General features: G+C 73.7%; 12 protein-coding genes and 3 pseudogenes. 6 read left to right on the top strand and 9 right to left on the bottom strand.

The window, feature by feature from the left end:
• The first annotated feature begins 9 nt into the window (after positions 1-9).
• The 5 genes and pseudogenes from tgmA to OOK34_RS32510 all read left to right on the top strand — a co-directional run.
• A complete protein-coding gene (tgmA, locus tag OOK34_RS32530; protein ID WP_267037742.1) occupies positions 10-321 on the top strand; it encodes a putative ATP-grasp-modified RiPP in 312 nt (103 codons plus the stop codon).
• Positions 318-1,268, top strand: coding sequence for an ATP-grasp ribosomal peptide maturase (gene tgmB / locus OOK34_RS32525; RefSeq protein WP_267037741.1), 951 nt, complete (start codon positions 318-320; stop codon positions 1,266-1,268). Before tgmA ends, tgmB begins: the two co-directional genes overlap by 4 nt.
• The gene (gene tgmC, locus OOK34_RS32520; RefSeq protein ID WP_267037740.1) at positions 1,265-2,398 is read left to right on the top strand and encodes an ATP-grasp peptide maturase system methyltransferase; all 1,134 of its coding nucleotides are present in this window, start codon (positions 1,265-1,267) and stop codon (positions 2,396-2,398) included. The genes tgmB and tgmC overlap by 4 nt, the downstream gene beginning before the upstream one ends.
• A gap of 152 nt (positions 2,399-2,550) precedes the next feature.
• Positions 2,551-2,721 (top strand): annotated as a pseudogene (locus OOK34_RS32515) (IS110 family transposase); the annotation flags it as partial.
• Between the two features lie 144 nt (positions 2,722-2,865).
• Positions 2,866-3,483: pseudogene (locus OOK34_RS32510) on the top strand (phosphatase PAP2 family protein); the annotation flags it as partial.
• Positions 3,484-3,543: 60 nt separating this feature from the next.
• Here OOK34_RS32510 and OOK34_RS32505 read toward each other — a convergent pair.
• The 7 genes and pseudogenes from OOK34_RS32505 to OOK34_RS32475 form a co-directional block, all read right to left on the bottom strand.
• Positions 3,544-4,239 carry a response regulator transcription factor gene (locus OOK34_RS32505; RefSeq protein ID WP_267037739.1) on the bottom strand — a complete coding sequence of 232 codons (696 nt, stop codon included), beginning with the start codon at positions 4,237-4,239 and terminating at the stop codon, positions 3,544-3,546.
• Positions 4,236-5,735 carry a sensor histidine kinase gene (locus OOK34_RS32500; protein WP_267037738.1) on the bottom strand — a complete coding sequence of 500 codons (1,500 nt, stop codon included), beginning with the start codon at positions 5,733-5,735 and terminating at the stop codon, positions 4,236-4,238. Before OOK34_RS32500 ends, OOK34_RS32505 begins: the two co-directional genes overlap by 4 nt.
• An 89-nt stretch (positions 5,736-5,824) precedes the next feature.
• Complete coding sequence (locus OOK34_RS32495) at positions 5,825-6,670, bottom strand: hypothetical protein (protein ID WP_267037737.1); 846 nt, start codon at positions 6,668-6,670, stop codon at positions 5,825-5,827.
• Positions 6,655-6,936 (bottom strand): annotated as a pseudogene (locus tag OOK34_RS32490) (MFS transporter); the annotation flags it as partial. The gene OOK34_RS32495 and the pseudogene OOK34_RS32490, both read right to left, overlap by 16 nt.
• Positions 6,937-7,009: 73 nt before the next feature.
• Entirely contained in the window at positions 7,010-7,783 is a 774-nt protein-coding gene (locus tag OOK34_RS32485) for an alpha/beta fold hydrolase (RefSeq protein WP_323183517.1), read from the bottom strand.
• Between the two features lie 131 nt (positions 7,784-7,914).
• The gene (locus tag OOK34_RS32480) at positions 7,915-9,033 is read right to left on the bottom strand and encodes a serine hydrolase (protein ID WP_267037736.1); all 1,119 of its coding nucleotides are present in this window, start codon (positions 9,031-9,033) and stop codon (positions 7,915-7,917) included.
• Positions 9,034-9,080: 47 nt separating this feature from the next.
• Positions 9,081-10,070, bottom strand: a complete 990-nt coding sequence (locus OOK34_RS32475; protein WP_267037735.1) for a hypothetical protein — start codon at positions 10,068-10,070, stop codon at positions 9,081-9,083.
• A gap of 224 nt (positions 10,071-10,294) precedes the next feature.
• Between OOK34_RS32475 and OOK34_RS32470 the strand changes: the two genes are divergently transcribed.
• Positions 10,295-11,032: a MarR family transcriptional regulator gene (locus OOK34_RS32470; RefSeq protein ID WP_267037734.1), complete on the top strand. Its 738-nt coding sequence runs from the start codon at positions 10,295-10,297 to the stop codon at positions 11,030-11,032.
• Between the two features lie 12 nt (positions 11,033-11,044).
• Here OOK34_RS32470 and OOK34_RS32465 read toward each other — a convergent pair whose 3' ends face one another.
• Both OOK34_RS32465 and OOK34_RS32460 read right to left on the bottom strand, forming a co-directional pair.
• A complete protein-coding gene (locus tag OOK34_RS32465) occupies positions 11,045-11,896 on the bottom strand; it encodes a metallophosphoesterase (RefSeq protein ID WP_267037733.1) in 852 nt (283 codons plus the stop codon).
• Positions 11,896-16,920, bottom strand: coding sequence for a type I polyketide synthase (locus tag OOK34_RS32460; RefSeq protein ID WP_267037732.1), 5,025 nt, complete (start codon positions 16,918-16,920; stop codon positions 11,896-11,898). Before OOK34_RS32460 ends, OOK34_RS32465 begins: the two co-directional genes overlap by 1 nt.
• Positions 16,921-17,125: the final 205 nt, after the last annotated feature.

Raw genomic sequence — 17,125 nt, 5'->3', positions numbered from 1 at the left:
GAGGCAATGATGTACGCGCACTCGGACCGGATCCCCACGGGCACGCCCCTCCCGAACGGCATCAGCACACCCGAACCGTGGGGCCTGCGCCGGATGGCTCCGTACCCCGCGATGGCCCCCGGATACGCGTCGGTCGAGCTGGACCCGACCACCCAGACCGGCCGGTACCTCGGCCACGACGGGCAGCCGATGATGATGCCGGGCCACGGCACCAGCAGCGGCACCAACCCCTCCACCAACACCGGCAATCCGTCCGACGGCAGCAGCGGCGGCGGGGCCGGCGGCGGGGACCAGGACACCGGGAACGACACCGACCAGTGACCCACGTCGGCCCGGTTCTGGTCGTGACCAATCTGGACGACCCCACGGCCGACTTGGTGATCGACGAGCTGCACGGCCGGGGCGTCCCGGTCGTGCGGTTCGACTCCGGGGACTTCCCCACCACCCTGTCGTTCGCGGCGCGCATCACGCCTCAAGGCATCCAGGGGTCGCTGACGACCCCGACCCGCAGCGCGGATCTCACCAAGATCCGCTCGATGTACTACCGCCGGCCCTCGGGTTTTGCCTTCCCGCACCTGGACGAGCAGACGGCCCGGTTCGCCATCACGCAGGCCCGGTACGGACTCGGAGGTGTTGTCGCCTCCCTGCCAACGTGCCTCTACGTGAACCATCCACACCGGATCGGTGACGCCGAGTTCAAGCCCTCCGGCCTCGTCGCGGCCGTCGCGAGCGGATTCCGCGTTCCCTCGACGCTGATCACTTCGGATCCGATCGAGGCACGCGAGTTCATCAGCCGCTACCAGTCGGTGATCTACAAGCCCCTCTCCACGCCGCTGTACCGACTCGACGGGGTGTCTGCCACGGTCAAGGTCGAGAAGGTCACGGCCGACGAGATCGACGATTCGATCTCTGGTACGGCCCACCTCTTCCAGCACGTGGTCGACAAGGTGGCGGACGTCCGCCTGACGGTCATGGGTGAAGAGATCTTCGCCGTTCGGATCGACTCGGATCTCCTGGACTGGCGCACCGACTACTCGAAGCTCAGGTACTCGGTGGTCGAGCTGCCTGACGGCATCGAGGAGTCGATCCGCGCCTACCTCAGCCACTTCGGGTTGGTCTTCGGCGCATTCGACTTCGCCGTCGACACGGTTGGGCAATGGTGGTTCCTGGAGTGCAACCCTTCCGGCCAGTGGGCATGGCTCGAGCCGGAAACGGGTCTGCCGATGACCTCGGCGATGGCGGACCTGCTGGAGAGGAATGCGACATGAGCGAGGAAGCGCAGGAGCTGAGGCTCCGGCTCGCGAGGAGTCTGGCCGTCGGCGGGGATCTGCGGACGCAGCCCTGGCGCGAGGCGGTGGAGGCCGTACCCCGGCACGAGTTCCTGCGCGGAGGGTTCTTCGACAGGATCGATGGGCACGGGCCCACGGCCTGGACGCCGGTCATGCCGGAAACCCCGCGCTGGATGGAGCGGTGCTACGAGGACGAATCCCTGGTGACTCAGGTCGCCGGCACCGTCGTGCCCGGTGACCTCCGGGGCGAGATCACGCGCGCTCCCACCTCCTCGAGCACCATGCCGGGTCTGGTGGTCCGCATGTGGGAAGACCTTCAGGTGGAGGACGGCCATCGGGTTCTCGAAGTCGGCACCGGCACGGGCTACTCCACCGCCCTCGGCTGTCACCGCCTCGGTGACGAGCTGGTCACCTCGATCGAAGTCGATTCCGGCGTGTCAGGTCGAGCCGGTACGGCTCTGGCGCAGGTCGGCCACCACCCCGACCTCATCGTGGGTGACGGCTTGGCCGGCCACGCGCGCGGCGCCCCGTACGACAGGGTCATCGCCACGTGCGGCCTCGTCTCCCTCCCGTACGCGTGGGTCGAGCAGACGCGCCCGGGAGGGATCATCCTCGCCACCCTCGGCGGCTGGATGTTCTCCTCCGAGCTGGCCCGACTCACCGTCAACCAGGACGGAACGGCGTCGGGACGCCTCCTCGGCGGGCAGGTCTCCTTCATGCTCGCCCGTCCCCAGAGTCCGCCGCCCCTCGGCCTGCTGCCCGATGTCGACCAGGGCGACCTTCGGACGGCCGCCCTCGGAGCGGATGTGCTCAATGACTGGGACACACGTTTCGTCGCTCAGCTCGCGGCCCCCCGTGCTCAGCGCATCAGCCTCGACCGTCACGGCTGCACGGAGCAGGTGCTGGTCGACGTGGAGGCCGGATCGTGGGCGGCGCTCACCGAGGCCGATGACGGGCGCTGGACGGTCCGTCAGGGCGGCCCCGACCGGATCTGGGACCACATAGAGGAGTACGTGACCCGCTGGCGGAGCGATGGCGCTCCCGCACTGGACCGCTTCGAGATCACCATCACTCCCGACCGTCAGACGATCACCTGGCCCAGCCGCTGAGTCCGTGCCCCGGCCGGGTCCCCTTCCGGCCGTGGCGCGGAGCACACGAAGGGGGCACTCTGTTGTTGCTGACGGGTCAAGAGCCTGGCCCAGCGACTGGCTGTGGACTGCCGGGCCGGTGCGCTGTTGTCCTTGCGCCAGTCGGCGATCTCCAGGGCCCCACCTCGAAGCCCTTCTACGACCGCAAGAGAACCGCGGGCAAGAGCCACAAACAGGCGATCCTCGCCCTCGCCCGCCGCCACCTCGACGCCCTGTGGGCCCTCATCCGCGACCAACGCCACTACACAGCCCAGCCACCGCCTATGGAAGCCGCTGCCGTATGACGATCACGGCTTCGTGACGGCCTCCGGATCTCCGAGGCTGGTCCCGTCTCTTCAGCCTGTACCGGTCAACCCTGACGATCGTAGGGGGACCGGGCTGCCGTTCGGCCAGGGCCCCCGGCCTGCGGTGTTCCTACCGTCGGCGGCATGGAATCGATCAAGCGGTACGGGTGGGGCCGACGGCTGCCGGTGGCGGTCGTGTCGGTCGGGACGGGGGCAGCGGCTGTGGTTTGGCTGGCTCCCGGCGGCACGCTGGGCACGAATGAACCGGTGCACGTCACGGCGGGCCTCTCAGCGAGGGCCTACCGGGCCCTGACGGGGAGCGTGGCGGACGGGCCATCGTGGGCCGAGACCGCCCTGGAAGCGGCGAGTGAGGGTACTTTGCTGCTCCTGGGCCTGCTGCTGGCCTGGGTCGGCTGGAGCGCCCTGCGCCGCCGTGACGCGCCGGGCCTGGCCGGGGTGGCGGTGGCGGCCGCCGGGACCGTTGTCGCCTACGGGCTCAGTGAGGCGATCAAACTCGTCGTCGACGAGGAACGTCCGTGCCGGGCACTGCCAGGGGTCTCGGCCCTCGCATCGTGTCCCGAGCCGGGCGACTGGTCGTTCCCCAGCAACCACGCCACCCTGGCAGCCGCGCTGGCAGTTGGTGTGATCTTGGTACGTCCTCGGCTCGCGGCCCTGGTGCTGCCGGTGGCCGGGGCGGCCGCCGTGTTGCGGGTGCTGGTCGGGGTGCACTATCCGCACGACGTCCTGGCGGGCGCGGCGCTCGGCGCGACGGGCGTGGTGACCGTACGGCTCCTCGTACTACCGATCGCCGTACGGGCGGTGTCAGCTTTCCTTGTACGGCAGCCGGTCGGACGGCACCGGGACCACGCCGGCCTCGTGCGCGACCACGGCCGCTGCGGCCCGGTTGTCGACGCCGAGGCGGGCGAGGATCGAGCTGACGTGGGCCTTCACCGTTCCCTCCGCCAGGTGCAGGCGGCGCGCGATCTGCCCGTTGGAGAGACCGCTGCCGAGGAAGCCGAGCACGTCCCGCTCCCGGGCGGTCAGGGCCTCGACGCGGGCGCGGGCCGCGGAGCGGCGGCCGGCTTGGGCGCCCGCACCGCCGGCGGAGAGATGCGCGACGACGCGGGCCGCGACCTTCGGTGACAGGTAGGCGGCCCCGTCGGCAACCGCCCGGACACCGGCGATCAGTTCCTCCGGCTCGCCGGACTTGATCAGGAAGCCGGCGGCACCCTCGCTGAGGGCCCGCAGGATGTACTCGTCCTCGCCAAAGGTCGTCAGCATCACAACCCCCGTTTCGGGGACGGTCCTTCGTATCTCGGCGGCAGCTTCTATACCGCCGGTCCCCGGCATCCGGATGTCGAGGACGGCTACTTGCGGGCGGTGGCGGTGGACGAGCTCCACCGCCTGGTGGCCATCGGCTGCCTCGGCGACGACGGTGATACCGGGGTCAGTGGCAAGGACCGCGCGGACGCCTGCGCGGATCATGGGCTCGTCGTCGGCGATCAGGATCCGGATCATCGGACGGCCTTCCCGGTGTAGTTGTCGGTGGAGACCAGGCGGCCGGCCCGGAAGCAGAGACGGTAGATGTCCCCCGAGCGGTCGTCGAACGGGTCGCCGGTCTGTACGTAGAACTCGCAGGCCGCATCTTGTGGTGCGGGCGTGGGCGCTGCCGGGCGACGGGTCGTCTGGCGTTCGGGCAGGTACGGCGCCACGTCCGCGCGTGGCTGACCAACGCGCAGGAGGGCGTAGTCCTGGGGGGCGAGTACCGACTCCCGTGCAGTCACGGTGTCCCACGCCCGCACCCCGCCGATGAGCAACGCGGAGGTGCACAGCGGCACCAGGACGGCCGCGGCGGCGGTACGGCCCAGACGGCGACGGGCACTGCGGTGCTCAGGAGGCAGTACGTCACCTGGACCGTCGGGCTCGGCGTGGCGTGGCGGGGGCACGGCCCCGGGACGGTGCGGGAGCGTGGCCCGGACGGCGAACCCGCCGCCCTCGGGGCCCGATGTGAAGGTGCCACCGGCCAGTCGGACGCGTTCATCCAGGCCGATGAGACCGAAGCGGTGGCCCTCGCCGGGTGCGGAGGTCCGGGACCCGGGTGCGGGACGGGCGGCGTGGTCATGGTGGGCCGCAGACACGGCGGGCACCGGCTCGTTCGTCACACTGACCTCGGTCCGTCCTTCCATGCGCCGGACGACGACGGTCGCCCGGTGCCCAGGGGCGTGCTTGGCAACGTTCGTCAGCGCCTCCTGGACGACGCGCAGCACGGCCCGCTCGACGACCAGCGGCGCGTCACCGGCCGCCGCTTCGCCTTCTCCACGCAGCCGGACGTCAAGCCCCGCCGCGGCCGCCCGGTCCACCAGGCCCCCGACTTCGGTGAGCCCAGCGCCGGGCTCGGGCCCCGGAGCCGGATCCGATGGCTCGCGCAGTACACCGATCACCTCGCCGAGCCGGTCCACGGCGGCTCCCGCCCTGGCTCGGATGTCCCGGGCGGTGGCCCGGTGGTCCTCGGACAGACCAGGGGCCAGCTTCAGTGCCCCCGCGGACAGGGCGATGAGGCTGAGGTCGTGGCCGAGGAGGTCATGCATGTCCTGCGCGATCCGGGTCCGCTCGCGCAACCGGGCCTGTTCGGCGACCAGATGCTGCTCCCTCTCCAGCCTCGCGGCCCGCTCCCACCCAGCCCGCACCAGTGCGCGGTACTGGCGCAGGAACCGGCCCGCGAACCACGGCAGCATCGCCGCCACGAGCAACAACCCCACGAACTGGCTCGCCCAGCCCAACCATGCCGGCACCAGGAGCACAGCCACCACGGCGGCCGCGAGCACTCCGGCCAAGGCCGCCCCCGTGCTCCGGTTCCGCCCCGGCTGCCAGCCCGCGAGGAAGGCGCAGACCGCCGCCGGTATGCCCCACCACAGGGTGGCGACACCGGTGCCGACGGCCGCCACCGCCCCGATGAAGAGGCCTGCGGACAATACCGGTGCCGGCACCCGGGCCTTGATGATCACTGCTCTCACGAACGCGACCCTACGGAACTCCGCCGCCCCCCGGCACTGCCGAAAGTCCACTACCGCGAGCCCGGGATCTACGGTTCGGGCTCCTTCGTTCACGCGGCCAACAGGCCGATGTCCACGGCCAGGCCACTGGCCCGCAGACGGCGCTCCGGTACCCGCGAGGTCGTCTCCTCCAGCACGATCGCCCGCGCGAAGCCGTTGTAGCGAGTGGTCTCCGGAGCCGCCTCGTGGGCCTGCTCCAGCATCGCCAGCGCCACGTCCGGCTGTCCGTCCAGCTGGTAGGCGCGGGCCTGCTCGATCTTGTGCCGGGCCCGTCGGGGCCGGGACGGGATCGCCTCGGCCTCCGCGTGCGCGGCCTGCCGCGCCCCCTCCCGGCCCGTGCGCAGCTCCACCGCGACGGTGACGCCGTGCGCGCCCATCACCGGCCGCCCGAAGGACGTCACGCGGTGGAAGTAGCCGGCGGGGAGGCGCTTGGCGACGGCATCGGCACGTTCCCACCATCCCCATGCGGCGCCGGTCTCGCGGCGTTTGGCCGCCGTCAGGGCGGCCTCGGCCCGCACCTGGAGTGCGAGAGCGTTCCGCCGCTCGGCGCCGGATTCGGCCTGCCGGACAGCGAGCTGGGTGTCCCGGATCAGGCCGGGCAGCAGGGTGCCGATGACGTGGCGGTGGTTCGGCGCGTTGTGGCGGGCCGCCCACGCGGAATCCAGGGCGGCGCGCAGGAACGTGCGAGAGGGCGCCTGGCGGTCACCCGGTGCCGGATAGGTGCTGAGGGCCGCTCGTACGGCGGGCAGTTGGGTGTGCCCCGGCCCGAGGAACAGGTCGGTGTGCGGCTCCGCGCCGACGTCCCCGACGAGGTCGTTGAGCCGACGGACGCGCAGGTGAGCGCCCCGCCGATCAGCGGGGAGAGGGCCACGGCGAGGCCGCTGATCCCGCTCCACAGGCCGATCGCCGCGCCCCGCTTCTCCGCCGGCACCGCCATCGCGAGCAGCGTCAGCGACAGCGGCATGACCGCCGCCGCGCTCATCCCCTGGAGGGCGCGGAAGAGGATCGGCGCCTCGGTGGAGGAGGAGAGACCGCCGCCCACCGAGGTCAGGGTGAAGAGGACGATGCCGGTGACGAAGACGTGCTTGCGGCCGAAGCGGTCACCGAGGGCGGCCGCCGCCAGCAGCAGGCCGGCGAAGCCCAGGATGTACGCGTTGGTGATCCACTGGAGGTCCTCGACCGTGGCGCCCAGATCGGCGCGGATCGCCGTCAGCGCGGTAGGCGTGGCAGGTCGCTCACACTCGGGCGGAGCCGAAGGCGGCGAGGTCTTCGGCCAGGGCCGCGTTCACCGCGTCCCGCTGCGCGTTGAGGTAGAAGTGGCCGCCCGGGAAGGTGCGGACGCGGAAGTCCCCGTCGGTGGCCTCCGCCCAGGCTCCGGCCTCCTCGGCCGTCACCTGCGGGTCGGCGTCGCCGGTGAGCACGCTGACGGGGCAGCGCAGCCGCGTCCCCTCCAGGGGGACGTACGTCTCCACCGCCGTGTAGTCGCCGCGCAGCGCCGGCATCACCATCGCGACGATGTCCTCGTCGGACAGGAGGGCGGCGCTGGTGCCGTCGAGGCGTACGACCTCGTCGATGATGCCGGCGTCGTCCCGCAGGTGGACCGTTTCCTCGCGGACCGTGCCGGGGGCGCGGCGCCCGGACAGGACCAGCCCGAGCACGCGATCCCCCTGCCCGTCGGCCTCCAGCCGGCGCGCGGTCTCGTAGGCGAGCGTGGAGCCCATGCTGTGGCCGAAGAACACCATCGGGCCGGAGACAGAGGCGGAGAGGACCTCGGTGATCTCGTCCACCAGCACGTCCACGCTGGTGCGGACCGGTTCGTTACGCCGGTCCTGGCGCCCCGGGTACTGGAGCGCCAGCACCCGCACCCCGGGCGAGAGCGCCTCGGAGAGCGGGTGGAAGTAGCTGGCGGCGCCGCCCGCGTAGGGGAAGCAGACCAGGGTCAGCCCGCTGTCCGGAGCGGGGTGGTACTCCCTGAGCCACAGGTCACGCAGAGCCTGGGGGTCTGCCATGGGGAAGCGTCCGTTTCTCTCGTCCGTCACAGGAGGAGCGCACCGTGGGAACGGACTCCTCGCCCCTCCACGGCACCAGCGGCCGCTCAAGCCCTGGTCGAGAGCGGATAGGACGTGCCTCGCCGATCGTCCTACGGCCGCTCGACCGGGCGGAACGCGGCGTCGAGCAGCTCGTCGAAGACGCCGAGGCCGCTCCAGTCGCCGTTGACCTGGCTGGTGAGCAGGCGTTCCCCGTCGCGGGAGCCCACTGCGTACGTCCACGAGCCGTAGGTGGCGCCCGCGTTGCCCCAGACCGTGACCCCGCTCGGCAGGTCCTGGGAGAACACGCCCAGGCCGTAGCGGGTGCCGGGGATCCACGGGACGGGTCCCGCGGTTTCGACGGTGGTGAACATCTCCCGCTGTTCGGCGGCGGGCAGCAGGCGGCCGGCGAGCAGCTCGCCGAAGAAGCGCTGGAGGTCGCCGGTGGTGGAGACGAGGCCGCCGGCCGCCCAGGCGAAGGACTGGTTCATCTCGGTCGCGTCGTGGATCGCGGGCTCGGCGTCGGAGGAGAACAGGGTGGAGTAGTGGCGGGGGTGCGGCCCGGCGATCTGCGGATCCGTGCCCGGGAGGTAGGTCGCGTCGAGGCCCAGGGGGCGCAGGATCCGTCGGGTGAGTTCGTCCGCGAAGGCCGCGCCGGTGGCCTTCTCGACGATCAGCGCGGCCAGGAAGTAGTTGGTGTTGGAGTAGAGGAAGGCCTCGCCCGGGGCGAAGAGGGGCGCGGTGGCCAGGCCGGTCGCGACCAGCTGCTCGGGGGTGTGGGTGTCGTGGCGGTGGCGGAACCAGGCCTCGCCGATGCCCTTCTTGAAGAACTCCGGGTCGTTGCCGTAGTTGGAGATGCCGCTGGTGTGGTTGAGCAGCTGCCGGACGGTGACCGTACGGCCGTCGTAGCCGTTGCCCGTCACCAGGCCGGGCAGCCACCGCTCGACCGTGTCCTCGAGGCTCAGCCGGCCTTCGGCCGCCAGCTTCAGGACCACGGTGGCGGTGAACGCCTTGGTGGCGCTGCCGATACGGAACCGCTCGGAGGGCCGGCGCCGCTGCCCGGTGGCGGTGTCGGCGTAGCCCGCCGAGCCGAACCACGTGCCCTTGCCGTCGCGGACCTCGGCGACGGCGCCGGGGGCACCGCCGCGGGCCACGGCGTGGTCGAGGGTGTGCTGTACGGCGGCGGCGGCGGAGGAGGAGGAAGAGGAGGAGGAAGGGGAGGGCGTGGTCATGGCGGGCTTCCTTTCGAGGGGTTCGGCGGGCAGGGGTGGGAGGGCGGTCAGCGCGCCATCTCGGGGAGTTCGAAGGCCCGGGCCGTGGCCGCGCGGCGCCTGGCGGTGATGATCACCCGCGCGGTGGTGGCCGCCGTGAGCAGCAGCACCACGGCGAGGGCGAGGAGGGTTGCGGGGTCCGGGTGGATCAGGGACTGGCCGCGCCACGCCTGCCAGGTCACCACCGCGACGAGCCCGGTGTAGCCGAGGGTGGCGCTGCCGACCAGGCGGGCCCGTACCTTCTCGTCGCGCAGCCAGACGTGCCTGGCGGCCAGCGCGGCCAGTACCGCGGTGACCAGGAGGAGGACCTGGATGCCGTGCAGGGCGAAGAAGTGGGGTACCCGGAAGTCGCCGCCGGTCGCGCTCCAGTTGGTCAGGGGCATGCCGTGGCCGTCGGGGTCGCCGATGCCGTGGCCCTGGTACATCGGCACGGAGCGGCCGTTGGCGTCGGTCACCGTACGGGCGTGGACCTCGGTGACCATCCAGAAGACCGGTACGAGCATCCCGAAGGTGGCCAGCGCCAGCCCGGCGCGGATCGCCCGCTTCAGCGCGGCCCCGCCGGTGCGCTGGATCAGTACGACGACCGCGAGGACCAGCTGCGCGATGACGATGACCAGCACGCCGAAGCTCAGGAGCGGGACGAGGGCCAGGGTGACCGGGTCGCTCTGGTCGGCGTTGAAGTGGCTGAAGGTGCCGCGTGCCGCCTGCACCGTGATGGCGCCGACCTCCAGGGTCGCGGCCACCGCGAAGACGGTGCCCACCCACCGGCCCAGCCGCCTTCCCCTGGTGAGCTTCGTCAGCAGCCAGGCCAGCGTGCCGGCGTAGAGGGCGAAGGCGAAGCCGAACTTGAGCGGCTTCACCCACACCGGCTCGTCCAGCAGGGTCCGGCCGTCGACCACGAGCCCCACGCCGGAGACGAGCACGAGGCCGAGCATGAGCGCGGCGCAGACCAGCAGCGGCCGGTGCCAGGTGCGTAGCGGGGTGAGGAGGGAAATCATCGGGGCTCCTTGTTCGCGGATAACTAAAAGCTAAATTGCTTTCAGTTATCCGTCAATCAAAAAGCGCGTGTGGGGTGGAAAGGTGCAGGTCGTGGCCTTGAAGTTTTGCAATGGACGTGGAGCTGAATGCAAATGCAGCCTCAGGTGATTTGCAATGGGCTGCTATCGAAAGCAATACTGGCCCCATACGAGGAACACGGCACGACACGACGGAGGCAGGGCCGGTGCCCGGAGGCAGACTGACGCACGAGGAGCGGCGGGAGATCGCCGAGGGACTGGTGGGAGGACTCACCTACACCGAGATCGCCGTCCGCCTGGACCGGCCCGTCTCCACCGTCACCCGGGAGGTGGCCCGCAACGGCGGCCCCGCCGCATACCGGGCCGACACCGCGCACCGGGCGACCGTCGGGCGGGCCCGCCGCAGCAGGCAGGGCCCGGCCCCGGCCGCGCCGGCCGTGGACGACGCCGCGCACGGGCACGACCCGGGGGCCGTGCGCGAACTGGAGGAACAGTTCACCGCGATGATGGTCGGTACGGGGCTGCCGCGGATGACGGCCCGGGTACTGACCTCCCTCTACGTCACCGACGGCGGCAGCCTGACCGCGACCGAACTGGCCGAGCGCCTCCAGGTCAGCCCCGCCTCCATCTCCAAGGCCGTCGGCGAACTCGAGCAGCAGGAACTCATCCGGCGCGAACGCGAGCCCGGCCGGCGGCGCGACCGGTACGTCATCGACGCCGACGCCTGGTTCCGCGGCTGGATGGCCAGCGCCCGCCAGAACGCCATGCTGGCCGACTTCGCCCGCCGCAGCGCGCGGACCCTCGGCGCGGCCACCCCCGCCGGAACCCGTATGCAGGACATCGGCGACTTCTTCGAGCACGTCGGCCGGACCATGATCCGGGCGGCCGAGGAATGGCGGCAGGAACGCGACACGGGGCGGACCAGCCGGTCCGCCCCGTCATGATGCGGGCCGTTGTCAGGCCCCGTCCTCGCGCGGCCGCAGGACGTCCCGCAGCACCCCGCGCGGCAGTCCGCGCTGCCTGCGCTCGCGCGGATAGCCGATGGACACCTCGTCGAAGCGCACCCCGTCGTGGTACGTCGTGCGGGGGATGTGCAGATGCCCGTACACCACGGCCGCCGCCCGGTAGCGCAGGTGCCAGTCCGCGGTGAGCGTGGTCCCGCACCACTGCGCGAACTGCGGGTAGCGCAGGATGTCGGTGGGCTCCCGCACCAGCGGATAGTGGTTCACAAGTACGGTGCTCAGCGCCGGGTCCACCGCGTCCAGCCGCTCCGCCGTCGCCGCCACCCGGGCCCGGCACCAGCTGTCCATGTCCGGGTACGGGTCCGGGTGCAGCAGGAACTCGTCCGTGCACACCACCCCCGAGGCGTGGGCGGCGGCCAGCGACTCCTGCTTCGTCAGCGCCGGATCGCGGAACGAGTAGTCGTAGTGCGTGAACAGCGGAGCCACCACCACCGGCCCGCCCGGCCCCTCCCACACCGGGTACGGGTCCTCCGGCGTGAGCACCCCCAGCCGCCGGCACATCTCCACCAGGTACCGGTAGCGGGGCTCCCCGCGCAGCTGCACCGCATCGTCGTTCGGGGTCCACAGGTCGTGGTTGCCCGGGCACCACACCACCCGCGCGAACCGGTCCCGCAGCAGCCCGAGGGCCCACTCGATCTCGGACGCCGTCTCGCTGACGTCCCCGGCCACCAGCAGCCAGTCCCCGGGCGACCCCGGCACGATCCGCTCCTCCAGCAGCCTGCGGTTCTCCGCGTGCACCACGTGCAGATCGGATACGGCGAGCAGCCGCCGGGCCGGGGCCGCCATCAGGCGGTCACCTCCCGCAGCCAGCTGTCCACGGTGTCCGCCACTGCGCCCGCGTCCGCGCCCAGCAGCGAGAAGTGGTCGCCGTCCACCTCCGCCAGGTGGTCGGCGTACTCCCAGCCGCCCGCGGCCGAGGCCGCGGACGCCGACGCGCGCACCAGCAGCGTGGGCGCCGCCGCCGGCTCGGGCGCCCAGTCGGCGAACACCCGCAGGTGGCCGCCCATCGCGAGGAGCCGGGCGTCGTCCGGCACCCCCAGCGGGCTGTCCGCGTCCAGCAGACGCTCCGTCAGCACCGCCAGGCCGTGCCGGTTCTCGCCCCGCGCGTACGTGTCGAGCAGCACCACCGCCGCCGCCTCATGGCCGATCTCCAGCAGCTCCCGGGCCACGGCGTGCGCGATCCACCCGCCGGAGGAGTGCCCCAGCAGCACCGGACGGGTACCGCCCGCGGCCTCGGCCACCGCCTCCGCCTGGGCCCGTACCAGCGCCTGCCGGCTGCGCGGCAGCACCGGATCGCCCGCGAAGCCGGGGTGTGCGAGCACCGTCAGACCCCGCCGGCCGTCCAGGGCCGCCGCCAGCGCGAGGAACTCGTGCGGGCCGGAGGCCGCGCCCAGCGAGGGGAACGCGAACAGCCCCGCGGCCCCCTCCCGCCCCGGCGCCAGCCGCGCCGCGGCCGGCCACTGCTCCACCCCGGCCCGCGAGTCGTAGCCGGGCAGCAGCTCCGCCGCCGCCATCAGCAGGGCCGCGCCCTCGGCGGTACGGCCCTGCGCGTGGGCGCCGCGCAGCAGCCCCGCGAAGGTGCCCCCGGCCGATGGTGCGGGCGAGGGCCCGCCCGCCGCTGATCCGCCCGCCGCTGATCCGCCCGCCGCTGATCCGCCCGCCGGGTCCCGCTCCGCGAGCAGTCCCGCCAGGTGCCCGGCCAGCCGGGTCACCGACGGGTGGTCGAACACCGTGACCGGGGCCAGCGTCAGCCCGGTGGCCTCGCGCAGCGAACGCGCCAGCTGGAGGGCGGTCAGCAACTGGAAGCCCAGCTCGGTGAAGGACCGCTCCACCGACAGCGCCTCGGGGTCGGAGTGCCCCAGCGCACCGGCCACGTGGGCGCGCACCAGGCCCGTCAGCGCCCGCTCCCGCTCCCCGGCGGGCAGCGCCGCCAGCCGCTCGCGCGGCGAAAGCCCGCCGTCGGACGGCCGGTTGGCCTCCCGGTTGGCCGCCCGGCGGGGCCGCTCGGCGACCAGGGTCCGCAGCAGCGCCGGCACGGGCCGCCCGGCGGCGCGCAGCGCGCCCGCGTCGGCGCGGGCCGCGACCAGGCTCAGGCTCCGCGCGAGGGCGTGCCCGAGCAGGGCCGCGCCGTCCCCGCCGGCCGGCGCCGCCAGCCCCGCCGGGAGGCCGTCGGCGTCCGCGCCCCAGCCCAGGACGGCGGCCGGCAGCCCGGCCGCACGGCGGCGGGCGGCCAGCGCTGTGAGGAACGAGCCCAGCACCGCGCCGTCCTCGGCGCCGGCCCCGCCGACGGCCGCCCCGACGGTGGTGACGAACGCCAGCGGGGTCGTGTGCCCGTCCAGGGCGAGCGCGGCATCGACCGAGGCCTCCAGCGAGGGGCAGTCCGGGCCGGTGAGGTGCACGACCGCAGCCGCTTCCTCCCCGGGCCCGACCAGCCGTACGCCGTGCTCCTCCACCAGGTGCCGCACGCTCTCCTCGGCGCGCGGCCCGTCGACCGCACCGCCGAGCCGGACCGTGTCCGGCCCGCCGGCGGGCACCCCGGGCAGGGCGGGTTCGGCCCGCACCAGGCGCCGCGCGTACGCGACACCGTCGCGCAGGGCCAGCTCCGGCTCACCGCCGCCCAGCGCCCGCACCAGGGCCTTGCGGCTCGCGTCGCTGTCGTCCACGTCCACCAGGATGACGCGGCCCCCGCCCGCACCGGCGAGCCTCGCCTGCACCGAGCGTACGAAGCCGCGTACGGCCGCCCCGGCCAGATCGGCGACGCCCTCCCCGGGCAGCACCTCCTCGGCGCCGCCGGTGACGACCGCGAGCACCGAGCCGGCGCACCGCTCCTCCGCGAGCCAGGCGCCGACCAGCTCCCGGGCCCCGGCCACCGCCGCCACCACACCCGGGCCGCACACCTCGGCCCCCGCGACGGGCTGCGCGCAGCGGGCCAGGACCAGTTCCGGCAGCGGGCCGCCGTCCGCCGCCACCGCGAGCAGCGCGGGCAGACCGGTGTACGCGGGCGCCTCGTCGCAGTCCGGCAGCGGCGACGGGCCGTATCCGCCGCCCGGTACGCCGAGCAGCGCCCGCCGCAGGCCCGGGGCCGGCTCGGGGGCCTCGGCCGCCCGCTCCCACACCAGCCGCAGCGGGGTGACGGGCCGTCCGCCGCGCCCGCCGTCCGGCGCCTCGGACAGGGTCACGGTCGCCGCGGCCACCGCACCGCCCCGCACGTCGGCCAGCTCCAGCGCCACCACCCCGAACGCGCCGCGCACCGCACGCACCCGCAGGGAGGTCGCCCCGGTCGCGTACAGGGCCGTACCGCTCCAGGCCAGGGCCGCCGAAGAGCCCTCCCCCGCGGCCAGCACGGGGTGCAGCGCGGCCTCCAGCAGCGCGGGGTGCAGGGCGTACGCCCCGGCCTGCCCGTGCAGGGCGGCGGGCAGTTCGACCTCCGCGAGGAACTCCTCGCCGCGCCGCCAGGCCCGCTCCACCGCCGGGTGCTCCTCGGCCTCCTCCAGCCGCTCCGCGCCCTGCGGCGGCCACTCGACGGGGCCGAAGGCCGGCGCCCGCCCCGGCGCCCGCCCCGGCGCCCGCCCCGGCGCCCGCCCGGGCGCCAGCACCGCCGTCAGGTGCCGCACCCACGGCTCCTCCCCGTCGGCGCCCTCCGCCCGGGAGGCCACCGTCAGCCGCCGCCGGCCCGCCTCGTCGGGGGCCTCGGCCAGCAGCTGCAGCCCGACCCCGCCCCGCTCGGGCAGTACCAGCGCCGCCTCGGCGGAGGCCTCCTCGACCTCCGGCACCCCGACCGCGCCGCCCACCGCGAGGGCCGCCTCGACGAGCGCCGCCACCGGCACACCACCGGACGCGGCGAACTCCGGGTGGCTGCGCGCCGAGACCGTACCCGTGAACAGCACGGCCCCCGCCTCCGGCAGGTCCAGGCGGAACGCGGCCAGCGGATGCCCCGTCGCCGCCATCCCGGAGGTACCGGCCCCGCCCGCGCCGGGCGCGTTCTCCAGCCAGTACGGCTCGTGCTGGAAGGCGTACGTCGGCAGCCCGAACAGCGCCGGGCCGTCGGGGATCCCGAGCGGCAGCCGGCCGAGGGCGCCGTGGGCGTACAGGCTCGCGGTCGCGGTGAGCAGCGCCCGGACCTCGTCGCCCTGCCGGCGCAGGGAGGGGACCAGGACGGCGGCGCCCTCGTCGGTGAGGCAGGGTCGGGCCATGGCGGTGAGGACCCCGTCGGGGCCCAACTCCAGTACGGCTGCCGCCCCTTCGGCTTCGAGGGTGCGGATGGCGTCGTGGAAGCGGACGGCTTCGCGGACGTGGTTCACCCAGTAGTCCGGGCGGGCGATCTCCTCGGAGACGATGCCGCCGGTGAGCGCGGAGACGAAGGTGATGTCCGGCTGCCGGAAGTCCAGGGCGGCGATGGCCTGCCGGAACTCCTCCAACATCGGGTCCATGAGGGGGGAGTGGAAGGCGTGACTGACGCGCAGGGCCTTGGACTTGATGTCCTGCTCCGCGAGCTGGACGACCACGTCCTGTACGGCGGCCCGCGCACCCGAGATGACCACGGCCTTGGGCCCGTTGACGGCGGCGATGGCGACGCCGGGCACCAGCAGCGGGCTGACCTGCTCTTCGCCGGCCTGGACGGAGACCATGACTCCGCCCTCGGGGAGGGCCTCCATCAGCCTGCCGCGCGCGGTGACGAGTACGGCCGCGTCCTTGAGGGACAGCACGCCAGCGACGTGCGCGGCGGCGATCTCGCCGACCGAGTGCCCGCCGACGAACTTCGGCACGACACCCCAGGACTCGACCAGTCGGTAGAGGGCGACCTCGACGGCGAAGAGGGCGGGCTGGGTGGTCCCGGTGCGGTTCAGGGCGTCGGCGTCCTCGCCGAAGACGGCCTCCTTGATCCCGCCGCCCAGTTCGGCGCAGACGGCGTCGAAGGCTTCGGCGAACACGGGGAAGGCCTCGTACAGGCCGCGTCCCATGCCGAGGCGCTGGCTGCCGTGACCGGTGAAGAGGACGGCCAGGTCCCGCCCCTGCGTCGCGGTCCCCCGCACCAGGCCCGCGGCCCGCTGGTCCCGGGCGAGGGCGTCCAGCCCCCGGGCCAGCTCCTCCCGGTCCGCGGCGACGACCACCGCCCGGTGTTCGAAGGCCGTACGGGTGGCGGCGAGCGCCCGGCTCAGCTCCTGCGGCCGCGCGCCGGAGTTCTCCCCGAGCCAGGTGCGCAGCTGCCGGGCCTGGGCGCGCAGGGCGTCCGGGGTGGTGCCGGAGACGGTGTACGGCAGCGGGTGCACGGCCTCGACGGCGGAGCCGACGAGCAGCGGCCGGTCCGCCGCCCGGCCCGTACCGAGGACGGCGCCGAGCGCGGCGGCCTCGACCGGGTCGCCGACGGCGGTGCCGGTGCCGTGCAGTTCCACGTACTGGACGTGGAGCGGGTCGACGCCGGCCCGCTCGCAGGCCCGGCGCAGCACGTCCTCCTGCTCGAGGGCCTCCCAGCCCAGCTCCAGCACCAGGCGCTGCTGCGGGTCCATCGCGGCGGCCTCGCGCGGGGAGATCCCGAAGAAGGCCGGGTCGAAGGTGTCGACACGGTCGAGGTGGCCGCCCCAGCGGCTGTTCGTACGGCCGGGCACGGAGGGGTCCGGGTCGTAGAACGCGGTGGCGTCCCAGCGGTCCTCGGGCACGGGGGTGATGGCGTCGACACCGTCGCTCAGCAGCCGCCACAGGGCGTCCGGGTCCGGCGCCTGGGGGAGGCGGCAGGACAGGCCGACGACAGCGATCCGGTTGTCGGCAGGCACGCCACTGCCCGGGAGGGAACCACGCGTGTCTTCAGCCATCGTCCTTCTTTTCACCCATCCGTCTTGCCACGAGGTCATGCGGGGGAGATGGTGCGCACCGCGAGTGGAGGCGGACTCAAGAGCGGCTGAATCCAGCCGTTCCGGTCAGCGCGCCCACGTAGTCCTCGCAGGCGAACCGGCTGCCGGTGCGGCGACGGTGGGCGTACGTCAGCGCGGAGCGCCCGCTTTCCCCGGCCTCCTCGCC

The sequence above is a fragment of the Streptomyces sp. NBC_00091 genome (genome assembly GCF_026343185.1).
Classification (GTDB): Bacteria; Actinomycetota; Actinomycetes; order Streptomycetales; family Streptomycetaceae; genus Streptomyces.
This window is presented reverse-complemented; position numbering and strand designations above follow the sequence as displayed.